The organism is Allorhizobium ampelinum S4 (assembly GCF_000016285.1).
Taxonomy (GTDB): domain Bacteria; phylum Pseudomonadota; class Alphaproteobacteria; order Rhizobiales; family Rhizobiaceae; genus Allorhizobium; species Allorhizobium ampelinum.
Genome location: NC_011989.1, coordinates 1,869,568 through 1,895,609, shown reverse-complemented (window position 1 = coordinate 1,895,609; position 26,042 = coordinate 1,869,568). Strand labels below are relative to the sequence as shown.

General features: G+C 55.1%; 22 protein-coding genes and 5 tRNA genes. 15 read left to right on the top strand and 12 right to left on the bottom strand.

Annotation, left to right across the window (positions count from 1 at the left end):
- Window positions 1–225 precede the first annotated feature (225 nt).
- Window positions 226–855, bottom strand: coding sequence for a phage tail protein (locus AVI_RS09025; protein ID WP_015916069.1), 630 nt, complete (start codon window positions 853–855; stop codon window positions 226–228).
- A gap of 164 nt (window positions 856–1,019) precedes the next feature.
- On the opposite strand from AVI_RS09025, the gene AVI_RS29555 reads away from it, so the two are divergent.
- Entirely contained in the window at window positions 1,020–1,211 is a 192-nt protein-coding gene (locus AVI_RS29555; RefSeq protein ID WP_080516976.1) for a YegP family protein, read from the top strand.
- A 226-nt stretch (window positions 1,212–1,437) separates the two neighbouring features.
- Here the strand turns inward: AVI_RS29555 and AVI_RS09020 are convergent, their stop codons facing one another.
- Together AVI_RS09020 and AVI_RS09015 are read right to left on the bottom strand one after the other, a co-directional pair.
- Window positions 1,438–2,076 (bottom strand): hypothetical protein, encoded by a 639-nt coding sequence (locus tag AVI_RS09020; RefSeq protein WP_139192390.1) that lies wholly within the window; start codon window positions 2,074–2,076, stop codon window positions 1,438–1,440.
- Window positions 2,077–3,358: 1,282 nt separating this feature from the next.
- Entirely contained in the window at window positions 3,359–3,760 is a 402-nt protein-coding gene (locus AVI_RS09015) for a BRO family protein (RefSeq protein ID WP_041696606.1), read from the bottom strand.
- 827 nt (window positions 3,761–4,587) lie between these two features.
- Between AVI_RS09015 and AVI_RS09010 the strand changes: the two genes are divergently transcribed.
- The 9 genes from AVI_RS09010 to AVI_RS08955 all read left to right on the top strand — a co-directional run bounded on the left by AVI_RS09010 (window position 4,588) and on the right by AVI_RS08955 (window position 16,372).
- Window positions 4,588–5,169: a hypothetical protein gene (locus AVI_RS09010; protein WP_015916066.1), complete on the top strand. Its 582-nt coding sequence runs from the start codon at window positions 4,588–4,590 to the stop codon at window positions 5,167–5,169.
- Window positions 5,170–5,585: 416 nt separating this feature from the next.
- The gene (locus tag AVI_RS31705) at window positions 5,586–5,999 is read left to right on the top strand and encodes a type II toxin-antitoxin system HicB family antitoxin (RefSeq protein ID WP_015916065.1); all 414 of its coding nucleotides are present in this window, start codon (window positions 5,586–5,588) and stop codon (window positions 5,997–5,999) included.
- An 864-nt stretch (window positions 6,000–6,863) separates the two neighbouring features.
- On the top strand, window positions 6,864–7,340 hold the full coding sequence (gvpU, locus tag AVI_RS30500) for a gas vesicle accessory protein GvpU (protein ID WP_071204222.1): 477 nt from the start codon (window positions 6,864–6,866) through the stop codon (window positions 7,338–7,340).
- A 574-nt stretch (window positions 7,341–7,914) separates the two neighbouring features.
- Entirely contained in the window at window positions 7,915–8,667 is a 753-nt protein-coding gene (locus tag AVI_RS08985) for an ImuA family protein (RefSeq protein ID WP_015916063.1), read from the top strand.
- On the top strand, window positions 8,588–10,099 hold the full coding sequence (locus tag AVI_RS08980; protein ID WP_041696599.1) for a Y-family DNA polymerase: 1,512 nt from the start codon (window positions 8,588–8,590) through the stop codon (window positions 10,097–10,099). Before AVI_RS08985 ends, AVI_RS08980 begins: the two co-directional genes overlap by 80 nt.
- A complete protein-coding gene (locus AVI_RS08975) occupies window positions 10,096–13,389 on the top strand; it encodes an error-prone DNA polymerase (protein WP_015916061.1) in 3,294 nt (1,097 codons plus the stop codon). Before AVI_RS08980 ends, AVI_RS08975 begins: the two co-directional genes overlap by 4 nt.
- A 482-nt stretch (window positions 13,390–13,871) precedes the next feature.
- Window positions 13,872–14,717, top strand: a complete 846-nt coding sequence (locus tag AVI_RS08965; protein WP_041696596.1) for a hypothetical protein — start codon at window positions 13,872–13,874, stop codon at window positions 14,715–14,717.
- 125 nt (window positions 14,718–14,842) lie between these two features.
- The gene (locus AVI_RS08960) at window positions 14,843–15,112 is read left to right on the top strand and encodes a hypothetical protein (RefSeq protein WP_139192391.1); all 270 of its coding nucleotides are present in this window, start codon (window positions 14,843–14,845) and stop codon (window positions 15,110–15,112) included.
- A 219-nt stretch (window positions 15,113–15,331) separates the two neighbouring features.
- Window positions 15,332–16,372, top strand: coding sequence for a site-specific integrase (locus AVI_RS08955; RefSeq protein WP_015916059.1), 1,041 nt, complete (start codon window positions 15,332–15,334; stop codon window positions 16,370–16,372).
- A 72-nt stretch (window positions 16,373–16,444) separates the two neighbouring features.
- Here AVI_RS08955 and AVI_RS08950 read toward each other — a convergent pair.
- The 5 genes from AVI_RS08950 to AVI_RS08930 form a co-directional block, all read right to left on the bottom strand.
- Window positions 16,445–16,521: transfer RNA gene (locus AVI_RS08950), tRNA-Arg, on the bottom strand.
- Window positions 16,522–16,564: 43 nt separating this feature from the next.
- Complete coding sequence (locus tag AVI_RS08945; protein ID WP_015916058.1) at window positions 16,565–16,870, bottom strand: ETC complex I subunit; 306 nt, start codon at window positions 16,868–16,870, stop codon at window positions 16,565–16,567.
- Window positions 16,871–16,955: 85 nt separating this feature from the next.
- Window positions 16,956–17,032 (bottom strand) — tRNA-Pro (locus tag AVI_RS08940).
- A 96-nt stretch (window positions 17,033–17,128) separates the two neighbouring features.
- Window positions 17,129–17,596: a DUF192 domain-containing protein gene (locus AVI_RS08935; RefSeq protein WP_015916057.1), complete on the bottom strand. Its 468-nt coding sequence runs from the start codon at window positions 17,594–17,596 to the stop codon at window positions 17,129–17,131.
- Window positions 17,597–17,621: 25 nt separating this feature from the next.
- Window positions 17,622–18,200, bottom strand: a complete 579-nt coding sequence (locus AVI_RS08930; RefSeq protein ID WP_015916056.1) for a cold-shock protein — start codon at window positions 18,198–18,200, stop codon at window positions 17,622–17,624.
- 308 nt (window positions 18,201–18,508) lie between these two features.
- Between AVI_RS08930 and gloA the strand changes: the two genes are divergently transcribed.
- The 5 genes from gloA (at window position 18,509) to AVI_RS08905 (ending at window position 20,743) form a co-directional block, all read left to right on the top strand.
- Window positions 18,509–18,949 (top strand): lactoylglutathione lyase, encoded by a 441-nt coding sequence (gene gloA, locus AVI_RS08925; RefSeq protein WP_015916055.1) that lies wholly within the window; start codon window positions 18,509–18,511, stop codon window positions 18,947–18,949.
- 161 nt (window positions 18,950–19,110) lie between these two features.
- On the top strand, window positions 19,111–20,037 hold the full coding sequence (locus AVI_RS08920) for a hypothetical protein (RefSeq protein WP_015916054.1): 927 nt from the start codon (window positions 19,111–19,113) through the stop codon (window positions 20,035–20,037).
- Between the two features lie 102 nt (window positions 20,038–20,139).
- Window positions 20,140–20,214, top strand: a tRNA-Glu gene (locus tag AVI_RS08915).
- Window positions 20,215–20,417: 203 nt separating this feature from the next.
- Window positions 20,418–20,492, top strand: a tRNA-Glu gene (locus tag AVI_RS08910).
- A 176-nt stretch (window positions 20,493–20,668) separates the two neighbouring features.
- Window positions 20,669–20,743, top strand: a tRNA-Glu gene (locus AVI_RS08905).
- 103 nt (window positions 20,744–20,846) lie between these two features.
- On the opposite strand, the gene recJ is transcribed toward AVI_RS08905, so the two are convergent.
- From recJ to AVI_RS29025, 4 genes are all read right to left on the bottom strand, one after another.
- Entirely contained in the window at window positions 20,847–22,649 is a 1,803-nt protein-coding gene (gene recJ, locus AVI_RS08900; protein ID WP_015916053.1) for a single-stranded-DNA-specific exonuclease RecJ, read from the bottom strand.
- Between the two features lie 40 nt (window positions 22,650–22,689).
- Window positions 22,690–24,012: a homoserine dehydrogenase gene (locus AVI_RS08895; protein ID WP_015916052.1), complete on the bottom strand. Its 1,323-nt coding sequence runs from the start codon at window positions 24,010–24,012 to the stop codon at window positions 22,690–22,692.
- A gap of 69 nt (window positions 24,013–24,081) precedes the next feature.
- Window positions 24,082–25,299, bottom strand: a complete 1,218-nt coding sequence (locus tag AVI_RS08890; protein ID WP_015916051.1) for an LL-diaminopimelate aminotransferase — start codon at window positions 25,297–25,299, stop codon at window positions 24,082–24,084.
- Between the two features lie 280 nt (window positions 25,300–25,579).
- On the bottom strand, window positions 25,580–25,957 hold the full coding sequence (locus tag AVI_RS29025) for a hypothetical protein (protein ID WP_049777171.1): 378 nt from the start codon (window positions 25,955–25,957) through the stop codon (window positions 25,580–25,582).
- Window positions 25,958–26,042: the final 85 nt, after the last annotated feature.

Genomic DNA, 26,042 nt, shown 5'->3' with positions numbered 1-26,042 from the left:
GCCGTCAACCCCGTCAACCGCCCCCGTTAACCCCGTCAACCCCGTTAACCCAACATTCAAACCTCTGAGACTGCCCGAAACCCGGGCACAAATCTGTTCGTGGGTCTGTCGGGCTTGGGTACGGTCCCTAGACCGGGGGGGGGGATGTGGCAGGGTTGCCACACCCGGCTTTTGGGGTTGAAATCGATGCAAAAATGCAACGTTTTCACCTTCAAGTCTTTGTTTTTATTCAAAGAAACCGGGGATCAGATACCCGATCTCATGTATGACACGCGTCGGCAGGCTGGTCTCGACCGTCTCGGTAAAGACCTTGGCGCTTGCGCCTGAGACCATCTCGGCCGGAATGACCACACCAGAGTTTTGAAGCTCGATAGGGTTGCGACCTTTTCCCGACCGGCGGAAGACGTGACCGTGAAGGGAAGGCGCATTCACTCGGCCAGGGAAACGCCCGCCTTTCATGAATGCACCGGCGAACAGCGTGCGCTTACCGAACGGGGCAGCGGTCACGCCAGCCTTGGTTTCCCGAGCCTTGAAGTATTTCAGGGCGATATCGCCGCCCCGAGATGTGATCGTGTAGTTGAACGAGGCATCGGTAAACGAGACGATCTCGCCAGTTTCCCGGCTGATACCGGTTCCCGTCGCCTTTCGAACCTTCAACGCCTTCTTGATGACGCCGTAGGGCAGGCCTGTCTGCTTCGCCAGCGTCCGGCTAACCTGCGTTAGCGCCTTATCACCGGTGTGATTGACCGCCCGCTGAAGCACGATGCGCTTTTGCGGGCCGTCAAGGCGCTTCATGGCGTTTTCCAGACGCTTAAGGCCAGTAACATCGCCCCAACGCACAGTTAAATCAGCCATCGAATACCTTCAAAATTTTGATTCCGGCAGAAATCAAGAAGTTTCTGAATTACCAAGCATTAATTCGATCCTAGACTGTGAATAGCTGTGAATAGCAACTTTTGCGTTGCACGTGCTGAACTTCGCGCTCAAACTTCAGTGCGTTACAACTAAAGGAGTTCGAAATGGCAGAAGTAACATACCCTTGCTACTGGCAAAAAAAGGACAATCGCGGCCAGTGGTATTGGATATACTACGCGAAAAATGGAGAAGAGATTGCGCGCAGCAGTGAAAGTTACGTCAATCGAAGTGATTGCACACACAGTATCAATTTACTGAAGGGATCGAGTAGCGCCGACGTGTTCTACACCGAATAAAAAAGACTTAAGCCGAGCCCTTCAGCCTGGCAACATCATGCGCCATGATAACATTGATACTCTCTTGATGGGCTATCAAGCCCACCGAGTTCGCAAAAACTCAAAACCCGCCGAGCGTTTCCGCCAGCGGGTTTTTCTTACCTTTTTCAGTGTGTTCAACCTATGTCAAACTTTGGCCGCCGTCCATTGACCGCAATTGCGATTATTTCGATGTATTTTCAATGAACTACGCACATTCCTGCATTTTTTCTTCGCTCGCCCACGGCTCAAGATCCGGTTCGAAGGGTAGAATTTCATGGGCAAGCAAATCATTTTTCAGGTCGGCGGCGAGGATGGACAGGGCGGCTTGCCATTGTTGCCATTCCATCCGGTCGAGGATCGCACCCCGGATGGACGATGCAAGCTGGTATTTATGGTAGGCGCCACGGTGCGGTTTGCGGGCGCGGCGGTTATAGCCGTCCGTCTCAATGGTATAGGACCGGCCAAAGGCATCCTTCGATGTTTTCTGGCAAAACCAGCGCGGCGTGCCATCCTTGTCGGCAATCATGGTTTCACGCGGTTTTGAGGCCTGCCAGTCCGGGCCACGGTTAAGAAGGACGCAGGTGGTGACAAGCGCGGCAACATGGCGACCGGCCAGCCTATCGCCCTTGATCATCACTTCTGCCCGCACCCGCTCAACCTCAGCAGCAACCAGACCATGATCATCCGCCCATTCCGGGAACGGGTTCCAACCTTCCGGAATATCGAGAGCGACTGAAGTCAGACGCCGCACTGCATCCCCTGCCCGCACCGCATCCGCATGTGGCAGGCCATCCTCAATGAAATCAGGAATGACGCCATAACCGTTCGGGCTGCGGTCAATCATCGTGCCTAACGCGGCATATGAGCCGATCATACCCCAAGACGATGGAATTGAAGCCAGACCGACATTCGATCCAGATCCGACTTTGCACAGTTCTTTCGTGAAAGCCCAATTCAGAAAGGCTTCAATGCTCATTTTCTTCATGAGAATACTTTCTGACAGTTTTGACAGTTGACCTGACAGTTTATTGACAGTTATGTTTATATATTACAATAAGTTAGACAGTTTTGACAGTTATTTCACACATACATATAGAGAAAATTCAACATCAACCTCCCGACCTCCCCAAACCCTTATACGTATAGGGTCGAAAAACTATCCGAACTGTCAGGGTTTGTTGATTTCGTTGGTGAATTTCGGCTTAAACTGTCGGTGCGACTGTCAGACGAACTGTCAAAACTGTCAGATTTCAGACAGTTATTTCGACTTTCCCGGTCGGCGAAGGGGTTACGGGGAAGGGCGTCGAGCCTAAGGGCCGACACGACAGATGAATACCACAACCGTGGTAGATGAGGTTTTCGGATAAGCCAAGACTTTTGTGGCGATCCGGCTGAAATTTGACTAACCGCGCACGATAACGGGCGGTCTCAAGGGTTTCAGGATTGGGGCCATCCGGGGACGACGAAACACTCATATGAGTATCCGGACCCCATCCGACTATGCAGAGTTCTTTCAGGAAGCCCCGTTCAAAAATTCTTCAACTGTGATTTTTTTCACTGCTTAACCTCTTACTTTCAGATTTTGGACAGCTAGGACAGATAACCGGTAGAAAACGGACAGATAAAATCAGTAAATGGACAGATAAAACATAATAAAAACAATGGATGGACAGCTAGGACAGGTAAGTGGCGACCTTTAATGGTGCGCGCAATACAAACCCCATCATCAATTTCTCATGACACGCATCATCCGTGGCAATGCGGCTTTGAAAAAATGCGCGCGAGCGCGCATCACGAAAGGACGGCAATTACCTGTCCTAGCTGTCCATCGTTCATAACAGTTTGAAAACGTTGCGCTCTTCCTGTCCGAAGGAAAAAACCTATCTGTCCGTAAGACCGGTTTATCTGTCCTTGCTGTCCGCCCCGGACCCTCGGAAGGGTGCAGAAGGCAGGTAGGCGCTGCGCTGTCCACCTTGTACCACCGAAGGGTCCGGGCGCGCAACAGGACCAAACGGCTGCCATCGAGTAGTTCGGTAGCCGTTGACGGCGAATTATTGGCTGATGACGGCGGCGGCAGACGGCTTAAGCAGCACGCCGACATATAGCGTGCCAATTGTCACCATGCTTCACCAGCCCCGCCCGATCAAGAGTTTGCCGAGCGAAGATTTCATGATGTAAGGTGTGTTGTTTGCAGCAGACCATTGTTGATATCGCTGGTAGACCGCGCCTGCGCGCACCATGGCGAGTTGCTCTCGGACAATTTCCTGATCGATCACCGCGGCTGGAGCAAAACGGCTGGCAGCGCAGGGTTGAAAGACCTTATTAAAGACAGAGCGCTTTAGGCGTTCGGCCTCCGGCTTGGTGCTGGAGAAGATCAGGCGGTAGAGACCGGGCTCGTTGCCGATGGTAGCATGTGGGCTCCCTGCACGAATACCGTCATTAGAAGTGACGGTATTCAGATTCCAATACGCCTTTTCATCGTCAGGTAGGCGGTTTGTTGCCTGACAACTGCGTGCCCAGCTCGGCAAAGGCCTCAACCACTCCCCAAGTCGATCCGATTGGAGCTAGACCAGTTTCCGATCCAGACCAGATTTTGCAAATTCCTTAATGAAAGCCCAATTCAGAAAGGCTTCAATGCTCATTTTCTTCATTGAAGAACCCCTTATTCCTGTTTTTTTGGAACGGTAGGAGAGATAACAAATCAAAATGGAGAGATAAAAATATAACAAATGGAGAGGTAGAAGTAAATAAAATCATACACTTAAAACAGAATGGAGAGGTAGGAGAGGTAAGGTGCGGCCTAACATGACGCGCAGGAGAAACACTTATTACAAAGCACCACCATCAACACACACTTCATATCGAAGGAAATAGGAAATGGCGCGCGCACATGCGAAAGCCGCAGTTTTGCTCTCCTAGCGTTCCAATTCCGGCAAGTGCTTGAATTCGTTTCGGTCTACCGTTCCAGACCTTTGGGGCTAGCGCTCCGCGCCGGATAATTTGCGCTCCTAGCGCTCCGCCCCCCTTGTCTCATATGAAGGACCGCCAAACACTTCGCGGTCCTCGCATACCAGCGAAGGGTCCGGGATTTATGGCCTAGATCAGGCATAGAAAGCAAGAGAGAGATGCAATGTGGCGACGATCAGCCATCAAAGAGCGTCAACAAGTCTGACGCCCTGCACCAGAGGCGTATCATGTGTGGCGGTCAGACCATTGCCTTGGAGGCTTGACCCCCGAGGCAAAATGCTGAAAGCAGACTCGGGCGAGCAGAGCCGCTGGCCATTCCCCAGGGGCTAGACAAGTCATACCTAATGTTGCAACTATCCCTTGCCATTGGGGGCAAGGGGTATTTCAGATGCAACGCATTTCAGCGGCTGTTGCCGCGCTTTTTCTGCTGGCTGGCTGCCAATCGACAACGACTTACCAGCCAATTGTTCCGAACCCGGAAAACATCGACATCGCAATGGCCAAATGCCAAATGCTATCAAGTTCCACTCAGCAGAGCATGGTGGCTTGGGGCTCACCCAGCTATGTGGCTGGCGCCCAGATCGGAAATTCCATCGGCAATGCCATTCGCGCGGATCAATTCGTTCAGCAATGCATGACAATTCAAGGGTGGAAGCAGGTAAGCGTCTCCACGAACCCGCCACCCGCGCCAAAGAAAAGCTTTAAGCCCGTAACAAATCCGGCAGAAACCGCAAAGACCAATACCATCGACATGTTTGCAATGCGCAGGGTTGCTGAAATATGCAAACTACCGATTAGGGCCGAGCAGAAGACCCTATTGAAAACGATCGCATCCCAAGAACCAAGCCTGGCAACGCAAGGCGCGTTAAAAGGCGAGCACATTATTGCTGACGCAATATCCGCTAAAGGACGCAGAAGTGCATGCGAAGCGGTCGCCCACGAATTGCGTGGAATGAATTGGCTACGATAATGGCAATTGCTAAACTGCTAAACCTAGCGGGAGATTCACCATGGGCTATGATCGAGCAAAAATGCCACATTAAGAATAATTACGTTTCGTTCTCCGGTACGCGCAAGCTTCCATCGGCAATAAGGAACATGCAAAGGATACAAACGTTTGGCCAAAAAGAAAACTCTGATCGAGCAAATGGAAGCGAACCCATCCAAAGGATGGACCGTTGACGATTTCGCAAAACTATGCGCAGAGCATGACATCAATTGGCAACCACCAACCCGCGGAAGCCATTATAAGGCATCAAGCACCCTTATAACCGGCCACCTCACGGTTCCTTACAATCGCCCTATCAAGACAATATATGTTAAGAAAATTTGCAGTATGATTAGAGCGTGTGAGCAAGCCAAGCTCAGCCAAAAGGGAGACACAGAATGAACGACTATCCGATGATTATCGTTCCTCTTTCTGAAAATGACGGCGGCGGCTTTATGTCTTTGGTTCCAGACCTTCCCGGGTGCATGTCCGATGGGGAAACACAAAGCGAAGCGCTGCAAAATGGATTGTTGGCCGTCAAAGAGTGGATCGATGAGGCAAAACGTCTCGGTAAAGAAGTACCCGAACCCGGCGCCGCCGCAATACGTGCGGCTAAAAAGGATAGGGCAATGGCGAAGGCATTCAAAACACTGGCGTCCAAATTCGACGACATCGACGGCAGGGTCCAAGATCTTGAAGAGAATATCAAAGAGCTTTCGTCTACAGCGCAAAATATGGACGATTGGGTCCGTTTTTCTGGCTTGACGGGCTTACCTTTGACTGGCGAAGAGCCAAAGGCGCTTCCTTGCTAACTAATGGCATATTTTCTATCTATTAAACCCCGCAAAGTCGGGGTTTAATATCAAATCACAGCCCATAATCATCTGGCCCGCTGGGATAGGTATCCGCACCACCATGCGCATCTGGCCGCCATTCTGGCTTGATATAGATCCCGGTATAGACCGTTCCGTTCGAATGCACTTTTCAAACTGCTTCATCGATCCGTCTGCGCGCGCAAGGTTTTCTTGGCACAATCCGACAGGCGCTTCCTGTGGCAATCCATGTTTGGGTCTTTTGGGGAGAGGTTTTTCAGTCGCGTCTTGTAGCCAACGGACCCACTTTCCAAAGAAGGCGCGATAACCCTTCATCATAATCTGCAGGAAATGCAGGCCCCCGACTGCGCGTTTTTTCCTTCGCACTAACGAAACAGAACCGTGTGACGGGCTTCCTTCCGTCGTTTGGCCGTGACTATCGAGGTAGAGTATCCCCCGTACGCCAACCCCTTTTGCAGAATGCTGCAAAAGGTTTCCGTAGCAAGCGCGTGGGCATGTTCCGGCAGAGTTGTCACGCAGGTACAGGCCCAAACCTTAATTTTGGGCTGGCATATCGACGATCTGCTGTTGACTGTGCAGGCAGTTGGTGTGCCTACGCGGCTGGCGATCTCCACGACGGGCAATTTTCAGGTAAGTGCGGACAGACTTCCCGCCGACTTCGTGATCCGAGTCTGGGCAGAGTGGCGTGATCGAAACCAAGTTAATTTTAAAGTGCCCTTGATATTTTCTTTATTATTCAGCCAACTACCAAAATTTAGTACATTTGGATTTTTTTTAGTAACGGCTAATTTTCAGCGACTTGGATGTCTGATATGTTCTTACCAAAAGTCGAGGAGGCACATCATGGCAGACGAGGTAAACATTAAAGACGGTGTAGAGCAAAGAGTGCAGCCGGTAGAAATTATCGATGCTACAGATTGGTTTCTTCGAACTACGATCGAGAATATTGTCTCTCATGGGATCGAAATTGGTGTCACATTAACTGTCAAGGGTGTGATCGTTTCTGGAATGCTCGTCGGTGGCAAAAAATATTTCGAGGAACTTTCTAAACTGATGAAGATTTCTTCGCAGGCCCCGAATGATATTTCAGATTTCCTCGGTAATGCTTGGAAGGAGTACACGGCAATATATGAGCAGCCTGAGGGTGCTTCTGAGGATTGGCAACCTGCGCCCATCGGCTACGTTCATTTGATGAACGCGCGATTTTATGCCCCGGGCCAAGCCCCACTTCCAGAAAATCAGGGAGTTCTCTGGCGAGGTAAGCTATCATCCGTTGATGGCTTCATTATTGGCAATTTTTCACCAACAACTAGGCCGTAGTGGCACCACCTTTCCGCCGAACGTAGAGCCGTCACGACACGAAAGTGGTGGGTCCGTCCGAATTTTGAGAACGCATACGGAGCATACGTGAGCTTGACCTTCGATGCGGTTGATATCTCAGTGCTTGGTAGTTCGAGGTTTGCCAATTTTCATGCGGGCGGCGGCTTCTCGCACGTTTAGGCCGCTCCCCCAGTTGCTGGCGAGCGTTGCCCAGCTTCTCGAGCACCACGACTGCCTGCCTGCCACCGCGTCCGGCGTAAGGTTGTCGACAAATCCAATCTCCTTTAGAATAGTCGACTGCGCTCTTTTGCTGTAGCGCCCTCTTTTCCACAGAGTGTTCCTATGATGGCCGTGCTCTGGCGAAACAATTTTCTCAAAAACGTCACTTGGCTGGATCACCATCTAGTCCGATGATTCGATTTGCGAATCTTCTTTTTGCTAAAAAACGGGAGAAAGTTCGAAGTTTATAGCCACTTGACTCTTTTCTTGCGTAGGAACAAAACATGAACTTAAATATTCAAACGGCATGATACCGTTCCAATGGGCACCACGGACCGAGAGGATTACGTGAACGATGACGGCTACGCGCGAGCACGTCATAGCCGATCTTCGCGATCGGATTACTTCTCTTGAAGGAGGCTTTTCGAAGCCGTCTGGGTCTTTGCCGTTCGGCCTGGATGAGATCGATGCCATGCTGCCGGGAGGTGGTCTTGCTCGCGGCGCACTGCATGAGTTTGCGGGCGGTGGCGCCGACACGGTCGATGGAGCCGCCGCTGCCCTGTTTGCAGCCGGGATTGCAACGAGAACGAAAGGAAAGATCGTCTGGTGCCTGACGCGGCCGGATCTGTTCTTTCCGGCACTGGCCCAGGTCGGTCTCGATGCAAATCGCGTCATATTTGTAGAGGGAGACACGGAAAAGGACGTCCTCGCCTCCATGGAAGAGGCGCTGTCTTATGGTGGCCTTGGTGCCGTTGTTGGCGAACTGGTCCGGCTGCCGATGCTGGCAAGCAGACGCCTTCAGCTTGCTGCCGAAAAGAAGGGAACATTGGCGCTCGTTGTTCGCAGATGGCGACGACAGACAGAAGCCAATGACTATGGCCAACCGACCGCATCGACCACCCGGTGGAGGGTCAGCGTGTTGCCATCGCAGGAATTGCCCGTGCCCGGTGTGGGGCGGGCAACCTGGTTGCTGGAACTGATGAGATCGCGTGCAGGCGAGTGTGCTGAGTTTATCGTTGGAGCGTGTGATGACCAGGGTCGTATCGATCTACCTTCCAGATCTGCCGACGGATCGCATTCGTCGCGCCGATCCCACCATTCCGGTTGAGCAAGCGACCGCCATGATCGCCAGGACCGGCTCAAAACGATGGGTGTCTGCGGTAGATGCGGCAGCCAAAAAGGCCGGCGTGCGTGTTGGAATGCAGGCCGCAAAGGCCCAGGCCCTGTTCCAGAGGCTTCTGATGATCGATGCCGATCCGGCGGCAGACGCTTTGGCTCTTGAACGCATTACATTATGGGTACTCGCTCAATATTCGCCGATTGTCGCCATCGATGCTCCAAATGGTATCGTCATGGATACCGATGGTGCCGATCATCTGCAGGGCGGAGAGCTTGCGATGCTGACCGGCATCGCTAATCGTTTTCGCGGCAGGGGGCTGACGGTGCGTATTGCCATCGCGGATACCTGGGGTGCCGCGCATGCCTGCGCACGAGCCATCAGCCAGGAAGTGATGATCGTGCCCCGCAGCGAAACCGCCCACGCCGTCCAGCGCTTACCAGTGTCATTGCTGAGGCTGCCCAAAAAAACCGTGAATGACCTGAGGACCCTCGGCTTTCGAACCATCGGTGAGCTTTCTGCGACACCGCGCGCGCCGCTGACACTGCGTTTCGGTCCAGACATCGCGCGCCGTCTGGATCAGATTTTCGGCCGCCTCAACGAGCCGATCGACCCTATTCGCAGCCCGGAACGAATTGAGGTCAGCCGCGCGTTCCAGGAACCGATCGGGGCTGCCGAAACGATCAACAAATATGTCGGTCGACTGGTTGGGGAGCTCTGTAATGAACTTCACAGACAAGGCCTGGGTGTTCGCAGGCTCGATCTTATCGTCCAAAGGGTGGATAATACCGCCCAGGCTCTACGGGTGGGCACTGCAAAGGCGGCACGCGATGTGGCCTGGTTGACGAAGCTGTTCAGGGACCGGACGGAAAAGATTGACCCGGGCTTTGGCATCGAAAAACTGACCCTGGTGGCGATCATGGCGGAACCTCTTGAGGAGACGCAGAGATCGTCTGGTCTCGTTGAGGAAGAGCGCGCGGATATCACGCCGCTCATCGACCTCTTCGGCAATCGTGGACAACGGGTCTATCGCTTCGCACCTGTCGCCTCCGATGTTCCGGAGCGTAGCGTTCAGCGTATCGCGGCCGTGGCCGAAGATGTCACGGTATCATGGTCGCATCATTGGCCGCGACCGGTGCGCTTGCTTACGCATCCAGAGCTGGTCGAGGTCATCGCGCTGATGCCCGACCATCCACCCGTTTCCGTCACATGGCGGGGCAAGCGGCGAAAAGTGAAGCGCGCCGATGGGCCCGAGCGGATATTTGGCGAGTGGTGGCAGCGTACATCCGAATGGGCAGCAGTGCGGGATTATTTCATCATCGAGGATGAAGCCGGCGAGCGTCTGTGGGTGTTCCGGTCAGGAGACGGTGTGGATGGCGAGACCGGCTCGCACAAATGGTTCGTCCAGGGGATATTTGCATGAGATATGCCGAGCTTCAGGTCACCACCCATTTCTCGTTCCTGCGCGGTGCCAGCAGCGCGATAGAGCTGTTTGAGACAGCAAAGAGCCTCGGCATCGATGCCATCGGTGTTGTTGATCGCAATTCGCTCGCCGGCATTGTTCGGGCACTGGAAGCGTCCCGCGCCACCGGTGTGCGCCTGGTCGTCGGTTGTCGGCTGGATCTGCAGGATGGCATGTCGATCCTGGTTTACCCGACGGACCGCACGGCCTATTCTCGGCTGGCCCGGTTGATTACGCTGGGTAAGGGCAGAGGCGGCAAGGACAATTGCATTCTGATGCTTGATGACATCGCCCAGTATGGCGAAGGCCTGCTCGGCATATTGGTGCCCGATCTCGCCGATGACACGTGTGCTGTCCAACTGCGAAAGATGGCGGAGGTGTTCGGGGACCTGGCCTATCTCTCGCTGTGTCTGCGCCGTCGTCCGAATGATCAACTGCGGCTGCACGAGCTTTCGAACATGGCGACCCGCTTCAAGGTGAAGACCGTCGTCACCAACGATGTCCTGTTTCATGAGCCGGGACGGCGGCAACTTCAGGACATCGTCACCTGCATTCGCAACAACACGACGATCGATACCGTCGGCTTCGAGCGCGAGCGTCATGCCGATCGCTATCTTAAGCCTCCGGAAGAAATGGAACGTCTGTTTCCGCGCTACCGGCAAGCATTGCGGCGAACCATGGAAATTGTTGATCGGTGCAAATTCTCCCTTGAGGAATTGACGTATCAGTATCCGGAAGAGGCTATCGTGCCTAGGAAGACAGCTCAGGAGTCCCTGGAGCACTACGTCTGGCAATGTGTGCCTGATCGCTACCCACAGGGCCTGCCCCCGAAGACTTTGCAGATCATCCGCCACGAACTCGACCTCATTCATAAGATGAAATACGCGCCGTATTTTTTGACGGTGTTTTCGATCGTTCGTTTTGCAAGGGCAAAAGGCATTCTCTGCCAGGGCCGTGGGTCCGCCGCGAACTCTGCTGTCTGCTATATCCTCGGCGTGACGTCTATCGACCCGGAAACCAATAATCTTCTATTTGAACGCTTCGTCAGCCAGGAGCGGGATGAGCCTCCAGACATCGACGTCGATTTCGAACACGAGCGACGTGAAGAGGTGATCCAGTGGATCTATAAAACCTACGGCAAGGAAAAGGCAGCGCTCTGCGCGACGGTGAACCGGTATCGGGCAAAGGGAGCCATTCGCGATGTCGGAAAGGCGCTTGGCTTGCCGGAAGACCTGATCAAAGCGCTATCATCGGGCATGTGGTCCTGGTCGCAGGAGACCAGCGATCGGAATGTGCGCGAGCTGAACCTCAATCCAGACGATCGCAGGCTGACCCTTACTCTACAATTGGCACAACAGTTAATGGGTGCTCCCCGTCATCTGGGACAGCATCCGGGTGGCTTCGTGCTCACGCATGATCGTCTCGACGATCTCGTTCCCATTGAGCCATCCACCATGGAGGATCGACAGATCATTGAGTGGGACAAGGATGACGTCGAGGCGCTGAAGTTCATGAAGGTCGACGTGTTGGCACTCGGCATGCTGACTTGCATGTCTAAGGTTTTCGCTCTGATCCGCGAGCACAAGGGCGATGATCTGGATCTGGCAAAGATCCGCCAAGAAGATAAGGCGACCTACGAGATGATCTGCAAGGCCGATACGTTGGGGACGTTTCAGATCGAATCCAGAGCGCAGATGGCGATGCTGCCACGCCTGAAGCCCAAGACATTTTACGACCTCGTCGTACAGGTGGCGATCGTGCGTCCTGGGCCGATCCAAGGAGATATGGTGCATCCTTATCTGCGCCGGCGGGAGAAAAAAGAAGACGTCGACTATCCGACGCCGGAACTGGAAGCCGTCCTCGGCAAAACGCTGGGCGTGCCACTGTTTCAGGAATCGGCGATGCGAGTCGCCATGGTCTGCGCCGGTTTTACCGGTGGCGAAGCCGATCAGTTGCGAAAGAGCATGGCGACTTTCAAGTTCACGGGCGGCGTGAGCCGGTTCAAGGAAAAGCTGGTCTCAGGGATGGTCAAGAATGGCTACACTCCTGAATTTGCCGAGAAGACTTTCAGCCGACTCGAGGGCTTCGGGTCCTACGGCTTTCCGGAATCGCATGCCGCATCGTTCGCGTTGATCGCCTATGCCTCGAACTATGTGAAATGCCATTTCCCTGATGTCTTTTGTGCTGCCCTGTTGAACAGCCAGCCGATGGGCTTTTACGCACCCGCGCAGATTGTCGGCGATGCCCGCGCCCATGGCGTTGAGGTTCGTCCTGTCTGCGTCAATCGATCGCGCTGGGATTGCACTTTGGAAAGGATTGGCACCACGCAGCAGCATGCGGTTCGATTGGGCATGCGGATGGTGAAAGGGTTGGTCGTTGCGGATGTAGCTCGGATCGTGGCGGCCCGAATGAATGGTCCGTTCGATTCTGTCGATGACATGTGGCGGAGATCAGGCGTACCGGCGGCGTCACTGGTCGAACTGGCCCACGCCGACGCGTTCCAGCCTTCCTTGAAGCTTGCACGGCGCGACGTGCTCTGGGCGATCAAGGCTTTGCGCGACGAGCCTCTGCCCCTGTTTGCGGCTGCCGCCGAACGTGAGATGAAGACTATCGCCGAGCAAAACGAACCAGAGGTCGAACTTCGGCAAATGACCAAAGGCCATAACGTAGTTGAGGATTACGGGCATATCGGGCTCACTCTTCGAGATCATCCGATCGCTTTCCTGCGTACCGATCTGGCGAAACGCAATATTGTCACCTGCGAGGAAGCGATGACCGCACGCGACGGTCGCTGGGTCATTACAGCAGGCTTGGTGCTGGTCCGGCAAAAGCCGGGCTCTGCCAAGGGCGTAATGTTCATCACAATTGAGGATGAGACTGGACCTGCAAACATCGTCGTCTGGCCCAAACTGTTTGAAAAGCGGCGGCGTATCGTGCTCGGGTCATCGATGATGGCGATCCATGGCCGAATTCAGCGAGAAGGAGAGGTTGTCCACCTTATCGCGCAGCAATTGTTCGACCTGACGTCAGACCTTTCCGGCCTTGCCGACAGGGATATGGAGTTCAAGCTGCCGACAGGCAGAGGGGATGAGTTTGCCCATGGTTCGCCGGGAGGCGGCGACAGCCGAGACAGGTCGCCACCAAAGCCTCGAGACATCGTCGTGCCCTTATGTCGAGCTCGGCATAAAGGTATTGATCCCGAGCCCGAGACTATGCCGAGCGCATTCCCTAAACCCCGAGATTTCCGGTAACTCAAGAATGAATGCTCGGCCTAATTCCGAAGCATCTACTACTCGGCAACCTCGGGCTACTGAAAGCCAGCCCGAGAGATCTTAGCGCTCGGAACCGAACGCACCTCTGTTGAGCACAGTCAAATCGTTTTTATCAATGATACGAAGTAAATATCGTCGCCGCGAAGGAATACGGCTGGAAGTCCTCATACTGGAAGCCTGGGATATGGTTGACGGAAACAGCCGCCGCGGACGATTGACCCAACAGGTCATCCGCTTGCGGCGCTTTCCTGCCTAGTGAAACTTTACCGATGAAATTGGTAAGAGACTGCCGCTCGGCATCCCGCACATAGCACTTCATCCCACAGGGGATGCGAAGAATTCCTCATCAAAAGTCAAGGATATATTTTCCGATTTTATATTCGTGAACTGAATCGGGCCGGCAGTTAAAACTGCAAAAGAAATAGGAAACAACATTAGACTTACTTATTTTCGAGGCCAACATGACTAAAACAACGTCTCCTGCCGAAAACGCGAAACCCCTGCCCCAGCAGGAAAGCCTTGCAACCGAAGGGGAACATCAGTCCAGCAATAACGCAGCACCGCGCGCAAACAAAAGCCGCCGCGAGAGGAGCAAAAAGGAGGAGAAAAGCCCATTCGACAGAGTCCGGAAGATCAACGCGACCTGTCCGCGAAACCCCGCCTGCCCTAGTCAACCCATCTTACCAAAGGCAGGAAATAGCGGCGGTGAAGTTGCCAATATTAAAAATGTTATCCAGTTTCGCGCTACGGTTCAACATCCACAGAAAAGCCACCGTTCTCAATACGCCTCAATGAGCGGCGCAAAGGTGGGCGACAACGTTGATCTGTTTTTTCCTCTTCAGAGATCACAATTGGAGCACAAGCAACAGGCGCACGTGCACTTGCTGGATGCTTCTATGTTGGTCGATAATTCTACCAACGAAAATCCGGTGCAAGCCAGAATAAGAGCCCGAATTGCAGAGTTTGGGCTGACGGAAAAAAACGCTTCGCTGGCCGCTGGCCTAGACAGAAATTATTTGCGGGTGATGTTAGATCGCCCAAATGCTGTGCTGAGCAGGAAAGCGCTACAACACTTGGCTCTGGCGCTTGAGTGCTCGGAAGCGTGGCTGAAAACCGGTAAAAATGATTACAACACATCAGATATTGAGAGAGCATACGAAATAGCGACGGCGGCACTAAAAGACCGACAATCACCCCTGCCCCGATCACAACATGCGTCCCATTTGGGGGGTACACCTGCAGTTGACTATCCGAAATGGCCCCGAATACTTCAAGCTCTCATCGTCATGGCTTTAAATCGTTCATGAGCCGCCCGCCCCCCTTTTCCGGGCCCATCCTTCTGCGTCAAGGATTCTGTGCAAAACACGGTTGCACCGCGTGTCGGCAAAGTTTGCGTGCATATGACAACGCTGACCTTGCGCGGGTCCACCAATTGAATGGCGCGCCGGAAGAGGGCGGTTATCCAATTACCCAGTACAGCGTCATGGACACCAATCCGCTGCAATGCTGCGGCGCCGACAGTATCCCGCAGGATATCGACACAGTCAAAGGATGGGCAGTCGTCAAATATAAATGCCGCGCTTTATTCACCATAGAAAACTGTGAAATCACCGTCGCCGGCGTATGTCACGCCGGGACGAATCTGGCGGCGCATCTGATGAATGCGGAAACCATGGGACCACGAAGGGAGGCAACCGGATGAGGGAACCACGGCTGCTAACCCAAACCCAAGCTGCACAATATTGCAACCTGTCCCCCGCCCAGTTCAACGCTTGGGTACGGGATGGCAGAATTCCCGGCCCATTGCCAGGGACACACCGATGGGACAAGGTTGCGCTTGACAGGGATATCGACAGACTTTCCGGCATAGTGCCGAAGTCGGAACCGGAAGACGCTCTTGAAGCATGGAAAAGGAAACGGGATGCGCGTCGAGCTGAAGGGACTGCACAAAACAAGCAAACTTCTCGCTGACGGCAGCAAACGGGACTATTACTATGCCTGGAAAGGCGGCCCGCGCCTTAAAGAGAAGTATGGCACACCAGCGTTTGCAGAAGAATTCCGACAGGCGACCCGCGATAGATCCGCTCCGGATGCCGACACGCTGGCCTATGTGATCTCACTGTATAAACGTATGGAGCTGCCGAGGCTGAAACCCTCTACCCGCAGCACCTATCTTCCTTATCTAAAAAACATAGAAATAGAGTTCGGCGATATGGACATCCGCGCCGTCGAGGCAACCGGCTCGCGCGCCGTCTTTCTCGAATGGCGCGACACGATGGCCACGACCCCTCGCGCCGCTGATATCGCATGGTCCATTCTGCAACGGATTATGGCGTTCGGCGTGCATATGGAAAAGCTGAAACGCAACCCCTGCACAAATGCCGGTCGGCTTGCCGAATCTGGCACGCGCCGGGAAATCATTTGGACCCCGCCGGATCTGTCCCGTTTCCGTGCCGTCGCGTCCCGCCAGCTGGCCGATGCCTTGCTGCTGGCAATTTGGACCGGTCAACGCCAGGGCGACCTATTGAAACTGCAATGGTCCGCCTACGATGGGAAACACATCCGCCTCAAACAAGGCAAGACTGGTCGGCGCGTTGCCATTCTCGTTTCCGGTACCCTTGGCAAAATGCTGGACAGGCTGAAGGCAGAAAACGAAGCCCGCAAAGTCCAGTCGTTGACGATCCTGACCAACCAGCGCGGCCGGACATGGACCAGCAGCGGCTTCAAGACATCATGGGGAAAGGCAGCAAAAAAGGCCGGCATAACCGGCCTGACATTCCACGATCTACGCGGAACCTTCATCACCATGGCCCGGCGAGCTGGCGCCTCGATAGAGGATATCGCCAAAGCCTCCGGCCACACCACGAAGGACATTCATAGCGTGCTCGAAACGCACTATCTGGCCGATGATCTGGAGCAAGGTGACGTGGTGATTTTAAAGCTCGAAGCGAATGAAAAATGAACAAAGCTCCAAACCGTTTGGAAATTTCTCCAAACCGCTTCAATCGACATTCGCGTAACTACTTGAAATTATTGGCGACCCCTGCAGGACTCGAACCTGCGACAACCTGCTTAGAAGGCAGGTGCTCTATCCAGCTGAGCTAAGGGGCCGGTGTTGGCCCGTATCACGGGCCAGAGGCAGCAGCAGATGGGATTAATGCGTCCAGGGCTGGAGGCGGCTGAAGCGGAAATTGTCTGTGTAGGAAACCGACTGGCGGCGTGGTTCCTTTGGCTGGATGACGCGGTAATCGATTCCATTGCGCTGAGCGTAGGCTTCGGCCAATTCCTGCGTTTCAAACGTCAACTTCACCTGCTGGAGCATGTCGCCGGAGCTTGTATAGCCCATCATCGGGTCGATCGTCCGAGGTTCGGATGCATCGAATTCAAGAACCCATAGATGGGTCTTTGCTTTTCCGGATTGCATGGCTGTTTTTGCAGGACGGTAAATCTTAGCGGACATAATTCCGATTCCTCATGAAAACGAAGAGACTATATCTCTTCCCTTCCTCGCCGTCATTTTCCAGCGAAAGGATTCGCCGGAAGAATGGTCGGAGTGGAGAGATTCGAACTCCCGACCCTCTGGTCCCAAACCAGATGCGCTACCAGACTGCGCTACACTCCGTGACCGCCGAATGATGGGGAGATACACGGTTCACTCTTTAATCGCAACAGGAAAAACTCAAAAAAAACCGTCTTTTCGATGATTTTGTTCGCAACGTTATGGAGGGGGTGCAATTCCCTGTATTACCATGCTGCCGGGACCGATCCCCAGCGCCTGTGCCCGCCCACCGTTCAGTTCAATCACATAGCGAACCGGACCCGGCGAAGGTATCAAGTCCTCGGAATAGGGTTTTGTACGCGCCGCAACACCGGTCACCACGCCTTTTTCATCAATAAACAGCATATCCAGCGGTAAAGGCGTGTTTTTCATCCACATCACCACATTGCGGCTGTCGCCAAAATCGAAAACCATGCCATCATTCGGGCCAAGCTTGGTACGGCCCATCAGGCCCTGCTCGCGTTGTGCAACGGAGATCGCGTATTCCATCTTCAGACGAAGCTGCTGACCGGTCGGTGTCTGAATGACAGCTGGCCCTTTGAGAAATTGCTCAGCCAGAGCCGGGGATAGCGTGAGTGCAATATAGAAAAAAAGCGCCCAAAAGGCGCTTCTAGAAAAAACCAGCATTCCCATCACTCACAATACGGGACAATCAATGCGCCATAACATGCGGCGCAGGGTTATCCGGGTGAATTTCTGCCGCCATCAGGCCTTTGTCGCCATTGCCGAAGCGTACCAGCACTGTCTGTCCGGGCCGCAATTCTGTCAAGCCGAATCGACGCAGCGTTTCCATGTGAACGAAAATGTCCTCGGTGCCCTCGCCCCGCGTCAGGAAGCCGAAGCCTTTGGTGCGATTGAACCATTTGACCAGAACACGCTCCAACCCACTCGATGGCGTCACCTGAACGTGGGTCCGCACAGGCGGCATTTGTGACGGATGCGTTGCCGTCGATTGGTCCATCGACAGAACACGGAAGGCCTGATAGCCCCGATCGCGCTTATGGATCAGCGCGACGATCCGGGTTCCTTCCAGGATGGTCTGGTAACCGTCCCGGCGCAGGCAGGTTACATGCAGCAAGACGTCCTGCATGCCATTATCCGGTACGATAAAGCCAAAACCCTTGGCAACGTCGAACCATTTCACCACACCGGTGATCTCGACAAGATCCAGGGGCTCTTCCGAGAGCCCGCTGAATTCCACGAACTCTTTCGCTGAAATTCTATCCGCCATCTCTAAACCGCCCCTCGACACGCCAAACATGGATAACGCTTACTGATTCCCGAAGGCTAGATTAACATTTTGTTAATACTGTTGCGCAAGCCCTAGTTTCAGTTATTCGCATCTGCTTTTTCGCGCCTGGAGCTTGTTCGAAACTGACGAGTGCAGATTTCCCTCTTTCCCCTTTATCTATTCAGTCAATTTTCTTTGGGCCGGTCATTTTCTCTCATGATGTCATTTTTTTCAGGCGCGGCCATGACAATGCTTGAAGCCGTCGCCCGCAGGCGACATATGCGGCATGCAACAGGGAGAATTTCAAAATGCGCTATCTTCACACAATGGTCAGGGTCAAGGATGTCGATGCTTCCCTGAAATTCTATTGCGACTTGTTCGGCATGAGCGAAGTTCGCCGGATCGACAATGAAAAGGGCCGTTTCACGCTGATTTTCCTTGCCGCCGACAAAGACAAGGCCAAAGCCAGCCAGGACATGGCCCCATGCCTCGAACTGACCTATAATTGGGATGCGGAAGACTATGCCGGTGGGCGCAATTTCGGCCATCTTGCCTATGAAGTGGATGACATCTACGCCATTTGCCAGAAGCTGATGGATAATGGCGTGACGATCAACCGCCCGCCCCGCGATGGCCATATGGCGTTCGTGCGCTCTCCAGACGGTATTTCCATCGAAATCCTCCAGAAAAACGGCGCACTAGCGCCGGCAGAGCCTTGGCTTTCCATGCCCAATACCGGCGCATGGTAGTCTGACCCGCCGCACGTCTTTCCGTGCGACACACTCATCTGCGATGCCGCCGTGATCGCGGCGGCATCATGCCTGACGCAAGCTCATTGTGTCACGATCGCTCCAACCATAGACACTGCCCGCCATCGACAGGTCCGGGCGGTCTCGTCAAGGAGAGCGACATGATGTCCCCAAACCGTCTGTTCGGGCAAAAGCCTTGGACTGCCAATCCTAGGCTTTCGAAGGGTGCTAATGGCAAGCCAGCGTCAAGAAGCCCAGCGTCTACAAGCATTGCCGCCGTTTTCGGCCTTGCCCTGCTGGCGGGCTGCGCGACCACGAAAACCCCACCTCCCGTCGTTGAACAAGGCGCGATTGGCGACGCGGATGTCGTGGAAACGGCTGCGCATCCAGCCAATGTTTCGCTGCAACCCAATAAGGGTGGCCTATACCGCGATCCCCTCGTCAATACTGGGCATCGCAAGCCAATAACGGTGTCTGGCACTACCGCAACTAATGGCAGCGCCAATCTCTCCTCCGGGCCGTCAGCCGAACAGGTCGTGGCGATGAACCAGTCCAAGCCGGAGCAGGCCGCATCGCAAAGCTCATCCGGGCTCTATTCCGCACCCCATCCATCAGATGACGGTGCTGCATCGGCCAGTAGCCCGGCCAATAGCATTGTGCCGCCGAACATGCCTGTTCGTCCGTTCCAGGCCACGGTAAACAGCGTTTACAGCGTACAAAAGCCGATCGAACAGTCACAAACACAGCCTCAGATGCAGGCCAATCAACTGATAGAGCCTGTGGTCGCCCCTACCCCGGCCCCTGAAGTTGTCAAGCAACGCCCGGCCTCAAAAGCGGAAATTCTCGCAGGTCTCGCACCAAATCCGAAGAAGGTTCGTACGGCGCCAAAGGCGCAACAGGCGACGATGCCGCAACAGCAGATGTCACCGGTGCCAGCCCAGTTGCAGACGAGCCTGCCGACCGCAGCACCCGGCATGGCCAGTTCGGCTGGCGTTACCGAAATGGAAAAAATCGAGGGCGCGCCTGGGGCTCAGGGCATGACGAAGGACAGTTTCATTAAGAAATTCCTTGCCAAAATACGCAAATGACGGGCTGACTAGCTCGTTTTTCAGGCTGTCATTTTTCCGTAAAATTTTGGATTTCAGTGCTTGCCAGCCTCCAAACACGTGATTATAAGGGCGCCACAGCACGCGCCCTTCGTCTATCGGTTAGGACGTCAGATTTTCATTCTGAAAAGAGGGGTTCGACTCCCCTAGGGCGTGCCACTGCATCCTTCCCCAGACTATTTGCTAAATAAAAATCGTTTCCGAGATAACGTTTGAATGTGCTGATTAAAACCCTGCACTGTTCAACGCATCGGAGATGCTACATTCACTGTTCTCCACAGGACGAAGAAAATTTGGCCGCGAAGCTGAAAAATTCGCTTGCAGCTCCAGTCGGTTCGCACTAAGAGAGCCGCACGCAACACGCGCCCTTCGTCTATCGGTTAGGACGTCAGATTTTCATTCTGAAAAGAGGGGTTCGACTCCCCTAGGGCGTGCCACTGCGTTTCCCCGAAAAATTTGTTTATGCATCCTGCTTATTGGAGCGGAAAAGACTGTGCGACCTTAGGTCAGTCAGCTGATAGATCGCATGAAAAAAATCACTGAGCCTACGGAAAAAGCTCATTTTTTCGCTTGCCATGAATCATCCGTCTGCCTATAAGCAGCCCCACAGCACGCGCCCTTCGTCTATCGGTTAGGACGTCAGATTTTCATTCTGAAAAGAGGGGTTCGACTCCCCTAGGGCGTGCCACTGACCCTTCCCGATATTGATGTTTATATCGTTGCCAAGCTCAGAGTGATCTTTGCGTTCTCAGCTTAATCGAACCGCGCTGGCGTACTGTTGTTCGCCGCGCTCAAAACGCTGGCGCTGCATCCAGAATACGGATCTGGATACGACGCGTGCCTTGCCAGAGTTCTGCCCCAAGGCAGCCGGCGACATGCACGGCGTCGCCTCGGCGTCCGAGCAGAAGATCGCCGAGCGGTGTTTCCTTGGCGCGAAAGGCAATGCCGTCGATTCGGCTGCCATCTGGCGCTTCCAGCGTGACCTTAACGTGGCTGGTGCCAATCAGCCGAGAATCGCGAATGCGGTGGGCCGGGATGGCGAAGATCGGCTGAGAATGGCCGGAACCATAGGGTCCGGCGGTTTCCAGGAGGTCGATCAACGCAAGCGTCGCACCGGATGCGCCAACCGCACCATCGATCTTCAAGGCCCTGATGGCGGAAAGCGCCATGACCTTTTCCTGCGCCTGTTCATCAAAAAACGCCCGCAACTTGCCGAGATTGCCACGCTCTACCGTCAGCCCTGCGGCCATCGCGTGGCCGCCGCCCTTGACCAGCAGGCCATTGTCCACCGCCGCACGCACCATCTTTCCCATGTCGAAACCGGCAATGGACCGGCCGGAGCCTGTCCCCTTGCCTGATCCATCGAAGGCAATGGCAAAGGCAGGCCGTTGGAACCGCTCTTTAAGACGGGCCGCCAGCAGCCCGACAATGCCGGGATGCCAGCCTTCCCGGGCTGTGAGAATCACAGCGGCATTCTCGCCGGTGCCATATTCCGCCATGGCCTCGGCTTCGGCCTCGGCCAGCATCTGCGCTTCCATCGCCTGACGTTGGCGGTTCAGATCATCCAGTTGGGCGGCGATTTCATCGGCCTCGGCAGCGTCGTCCAGCGTCAGCAACCGGCTGCCCAGCGCCGCATCGCCGATCCGGCCACCGGCATTGATTCGTGGCCCAACCAGAAAACCGAAATGATAGGGCGTCACCGGACCGCCAATCCCGGCGATCTTCAGAAGGGCTGCAAGACCGGCATTCTGCTGGTGACGGGCGGCAATCAAGCCTTTCACCACATAGGCGCGGTTCAACCCTTTCAACGGCACGACATCGCAGACCGTCGCCAGCGCCACCAGATCAAGCCAGGCCAGCAGATCGAGCGAGCGTGCAGCACCGTGACCAGCCTCACGCAGCTTGCGCAGCGTTCCCACCAGCACCATGAACACCACGCCCGCTGCGCAGAGATGGCCCTGTCCTGACAGATCGTCGCTCCTGTTGGGATTGACCAATGCCAGACAGGCGGGCAAATCCTGGCCCATCTGGTGATGGTCGATCACCACCACATCAACGCCTCTGCGTCTGGCCTCCTCAAGGGCCTCATGGCTGGTCGAGCCGCAATCCACCGTGACGATCAATTGCGCGCCGCGCTCGATCAATTGGCCGATGGCAACGGCATTCGGGCCATAACCTTCGAAAATTCGGTCGGGAATATAGATTTCGGCCTCAATACCGAAATGCGCGAGAAACCGCCACAACAGCGCCGACGACGCAGCCCCATCGACATCATAATCGCCAAAAATCGCCACGCGCTCAGAGCGCATGATTGCCGCCACCAGCCGGTCCGCGGCCTTGTCACCATCGGTCAGGCTGGAAGGGTCGGGCATCAGGTCGCGGATGGTCGGATCGAGAAAGGCTTGCGCATCGGCAACCGCCACGCCCCGCCCGGCCAGAACACGCGCCACCAGATCGGGAATGCCATGCACCTGCGCAATCGCCAGTGATCGGTTCAACCCAGCCTGATCCAGCCGAGACACCCAGCGCTGACCGCTGACCGAGGTCTCGACATTCAAAAAGGCGCGTTCGATCGGGTCGGCGGGTTCAAGCATAGAGGAAGCAACTCGGTTATCGCCGCTCCACGGTCTGGAGCTAAGCTGTTTTCGGCCGCTCGATGCGGATCACTTGCGGTTCGCCCAGCAAATAGCCTTCCTCCTTGATGGCGGCAACGGCCTGGCGCACGGATTTTTCCAGTGTGGCATGGGTAACGAGGATAATCGTCTTGGTCTGATCGGCGTCAGACGATGTCTGCGAGTGCTGGACAATCGATTCGAGTGAAATGTTATTTTCCGCCATCTGCGTCGCAATGCTAGCGAAAACGCCGGTGCGATCGACCACGGTCAGGCGGATAAAGTAGCCGCCTTCATGCCGGGTCATCTCGGCCTGGACATAGGGCTCGAGCAGATGCGCCGGGCGGCCCAGAACCGGAACCATCTGCGCGCCGGGACGGCTTTTGGCGATATCGGTAATGTCACCCAGCACGGCGGATGCCGTGGCATTGCCACCGGCGCCGGGGCCGACCATCAGCAATTCGCCGAGAATATCGGATTCCAGCGCAACCGCATTCGTCACGCCATCGACCTGGGCAATCACCGAGTCGAGCGGCACCATGGTCGGATGGACGCGCTGTTCGATACCGGTGGCGGTCTTTTGCGCCACGCCGAGCAGCTTGATTCGGTAGCCGAGATCGCGCGCGGCGTGGATATCATCGATGGAAATATTGCTGATGCCTTCGAGATAGATCTCGTCGGCAGCAATTTGGCTGCCGAAGGCCAGCGTTGTCAGGATCGACAGCTTATGGGCCGTATCATTGCCCTCGATATCGAAGGTCGGATCGGCCTCGGCATAGCCTAAGCGCTGGGCTTCCGCCAGGCAATCGGCAAAGCTCAAGCCCTCCTTTTCCATCCGGGTCAGGATGTAATTGCAGGTGCCGTTCATGATGCCGTAGATCCGCGAAAAATCATTGCCGGTCAGCGATTCACGCAGCGTCTTGATAACCGGAATGCCGCCCGCGACAGCAGCTTCATAATTGATCAAAAGGCCCTTTTCTTCCGCCAGCTTGGCCAGTTCCACACCATGGCGGGCCAGCAGCGCCTTGTTTGCAGTCACCACATGCACGCCACGACCAAGGGCCGCGCGAACGGAGTGTTCGGCTGGTCCTTCCGCACCGCCGATCAGCTCGACGAACACATCGATATCGGCCTTTTCAGCCATCTCGACCGGGCTGTCGAACCAGGCGATACCGGCAAGATCGACGCCGCGATCGCGGGTCTTGTCGCGCGCCGAGACCGCAGAAATGGCAATGGGCCGACCGCAGGCGACGGTAAGCGCTTGGGTGCGGGTTTGCAAAATACGCGCCAGTGACGCACCAACGGTTCCGAGACCCGCAATGCCGATCTTAAGGGCATCAGCCATGAGACAATCCTGATATGCTTTTCAATATTCGGAAAAGAGCGGCCACGAATGGGCCGCTCCGATAAAAACTCAACGGTGAGCGTTGAGCGATACGACATTGTGCAGGGTGTCGTCCGCTGTCGACAGGAACCGCTTCAGATTGCGGGCGGCCTGGCGGATGCGGTGCTCGTTTTCGACCAGCGCGATGCGGACGTAATCATCACCCTGCTCACCAAAGCCAATGCCCGGCGCAACAGCCATATCGGCCTTTTCCACCAGCAGCTTGGAAAATTCCAGCGAACCGAGATGGCGGAATTTTTCGGGAATTTTTGCCCAGGCAAACATCGTTGCCGCCGGTGGCGGCACCTCGAAACCGGCCTTGCCGAAGCTTTCGACCAGCACGTCACGGCGGCGCTTGTAGATATTGCGCACTTCAGCAACATCCGTGCCATCGCCATTCAGCGCATGGGTAGCGGCCACCTGGATCGGCGTGAACGCACCGTAATCCAGGTAGGATTTCACACGGGCCAGGGCACTGATCAGCCGTTCATTGCCCACGGCAAAGCCCATGCGCCAACCGGGCATGGAGAAGGTTTTCGACATCGAGGTGAATTCCACCGCGACATCCATGGCTCCAGGCACTTCCAACACCGATGGCGGCGGGTTGCCATCGAAATAGATCTCCGAATAGGCGAGATCCGACAGCACGATCAATTCATGCTTTTTGGCAAAGGCGATCACGTCCTTGTAGAAATCCAGCGAGGCGACGCGCGCCGTCGGATTGGACGGATAATTGATAATCAGCGCCAGAGGCTTCGGAATAGAGTGGCGCACCGCACGCTCCAGCGGCGGGAAAAAGGTTTCATCCGGCTCGACCGGGATGGAGCGAATCACACCGCCGGTCATCAGGAAGCCAAAGGCATGAATCGGGTAAGTCGGATCGGGGCAAAGGATCACGTCGCCTGGCGCAGTGATCGCCTGCGCCATATTGGCAAAGCCTTCCTTCGATCCCAGCGTCGCGACAACCTGAGTTTCGGGGTTGAGCTTCACATTGAAACGGCGGGCATAATAGGCGGCCTGCGCCCGGCGCAGCCCCGGAATGCCCTTGGACGAGGAATAGCGATGGGTGCGCGGGTCCTGAACGGCCTCACACAGCTTGTCGACAATGTTCTGCGGGGTCGGAAGATCGGGATTGCCCATGCCGAGATCGATGATATCAGCGCCACCGGCTCGCGCGCTTGCCTTCAAACGGTTGACCTGTTCGAAAACATAGGGCGGCAGACGCCGAACTTTGTGAAACTCTTCCATCTCAGACCTCGTTGAACCGCAGGCTCCCCGCCTTGCGGACGATCCGTTTTCCAATGCAGCATCCCCGAAAACGGATCTGGCAAATCGGGGTGCCGTGACAATACCGCAAATTGCAATGATTCGCGGTAGATTTTGGCCAATCGCCCCTACCCTGTCTCTCCCGGTCATCGGTTCCGGGGCGCATTCGACACGGCAGAATGCAACTGTCACATTGCCTTTGCTTTGCGGCCAAATGCCCTGCAAGGCAAGGGCTATTTACAGACGGGCGGTACGGCTGGCTCTATTGACCCTGAACCTGTCCGTTGGTCTTGGCGAGCTTGCGCATTTCCTCGACGCGGCGCTCGTATTCGGCCTGGCTGATCTGCCCGGTCTTGCGCAGATAAGAGAGCGAAGACAGGCGCTTACCCATGTCCTTCGCCTCGTCATTGCTCATCTGCACATTGGCCGCTGTCAAGGGCCGTGAAAAATCCGGATAACCATCCGGCGTGGTATAAGCCGCAGCGGCTGGATCGGTCTTGTCGGTCACTGTCACGTCAACATGGCCCGGGCGCACCGCAGACTGCGCAGCGGGCGTGCTATTGCAGCCCGCAAGCGCAAGCAGGCAGGCAACGCCAGATCCAACCACACCGGCTTTTGCCAGGCGCAGAGCCGGCTTCATACACGAAGACTGCCCAACCAAAGAGACGATCGAAACCATATTCAAACCCAACCAAATCCGCCCGGCACCGGGAAAACAGCAGCGC

Bases quoted from the DNA above. Each gene is read 5' to 3' on its own strand.
- AVI_RS09025 (WP_015916069.1), bottom strand. From the start codon at position 855: ATGGCTGATTTAACTGTGCGTTGGGGCGATGTTACTGGCCTTAAGCGT.
- AVI_RS29555 (WP_080516976.1), top strand. From the start codon at position 1,020: ATGGCAGAAGTAACATACCCTTGCTACTGGCAAAAAAAGGACAATCGC.
- AVI_RS09020 (WP_139192390.1), bottom strand. From the start codon at position 2,076: ATGATTGACCGCAGCCCGAACGGTTATGGCGTCATTCCTGATTTCATT.
- AVI_RS09010 (WP_015916066.1), top strand. From the start codon at position 4,588: ATGCAACGCATTTCAGCGGCTGTTGCCGCGCTTTTTCTGCTGGCTGGC.
- AVI_RS31705 (WP_015916065.1), top strand. From the start codon at position 5,586: ATGAACGACTATCCGATGATTATCGTTCCTCTTTCTGAAAATGACGGC.
- gvpU (WP_071204222.1), top strand. From the start codon at position 6,864: ATGGCAGACGAGGTAAACATTAAAGACGGTGTAGAGCAAAGAGTGCAG.
- AVI_RS08985 (WP_015916063.1), top strand. From the start codon at position 7,915: ATGACGGCTACGCGCGAGCACGTCATAGCCGATCTTCGCGATCGGATT.
- AVI_RS08980 (WP_041696599.1), top strand. From the start codon at position 8,588: ATGACCAGGGTCGTATCGATCTACCTTCCAGATCTGCCGACGGATCGC.
- AVI_RS08975 (WP_015916061.1), top strand. From the start codon at position 10,096: ATGAGATATGCCGAGCTTCAGGTCACCACCCATTTCTCGTTCCTGCGC.
- AVI_RS08965 (WP_041696596.1), top strand. From the start codon at position 13,872: ATGACTAAAACAACGTCTCCTGCCGAAAACGCGAAACCCCTGCCCCAG.
- AVI_RS08955 (WP_015916059.1), top strand. From the start codon at position 15,332: ATGCGCGTCGAGCTGAAGGGACTGCACAAAACAAGCAAACTTCTCGCT.
- AVI_RS08945 (WP_015916058.1), bottom strand. From the start codon at position 16,870: ATGTCCGCTAAGATTTACCGTCCTGCAAAAACAGCCATGCAATCCGGA.
- AVI_RS08935 (WP_015916057.1), bottom strand. From the start codon at position 17,596: ATGCTGGTTTTTTCTAGAAGCGCCTTTTGGGCGCTTTTTTTCTATATT.
- AVI_RS08930 (WP_015916056.1), bottom strand. From the start codon at position 18,200: ATGGCGGATAGAATTTCAGCGAAAGAGTTCGTGGAATTCAGCGGGCTC.
- gloA (WP_015916055.1), top strand. From the start codon at position 18,509: ATGCGCTATCTTCACACAATGGTCAGGGTCAAGGATGTCGATGCTTCC.
- AVI_RS08920 (WP_015916054.1), top strand. From the start codon at position 19,111: ATGATGTCCCCAAACCGTCTGTTCGGGCAAAAGCCTTGGACTGCCAAT.
- recJ (WP_015916053.1), bottom strand. From the start codon at position 22,649: ATGCTTGAACCCGCCGACCCGATCGAACGCGCCTTTTTGAATGTCGAG.
- AVI_RS08895 (WP_015916052.1), bottom strand. From the start codon at position 24,012: ATGGCTGATGCCCTTAAGATCGGCATTGCGGGTCTCGGAACCGTTGGT.
- AVI_RS08890 (WP_015916051.1), bottom strand. From the start codon at position 25,299: ATGGAAGAGTTTCACAAAGTTCGGCGTCTGCCGCCCTATGTTTTCGAA.
- AVI_RS29025 (WP_049777171.1), bottom strand. From the start codon at position 25,957: ATGAAGCCGGCTCTGCGCCTGGCAAAAGCCGGTGTGGTTGGATCTGGC.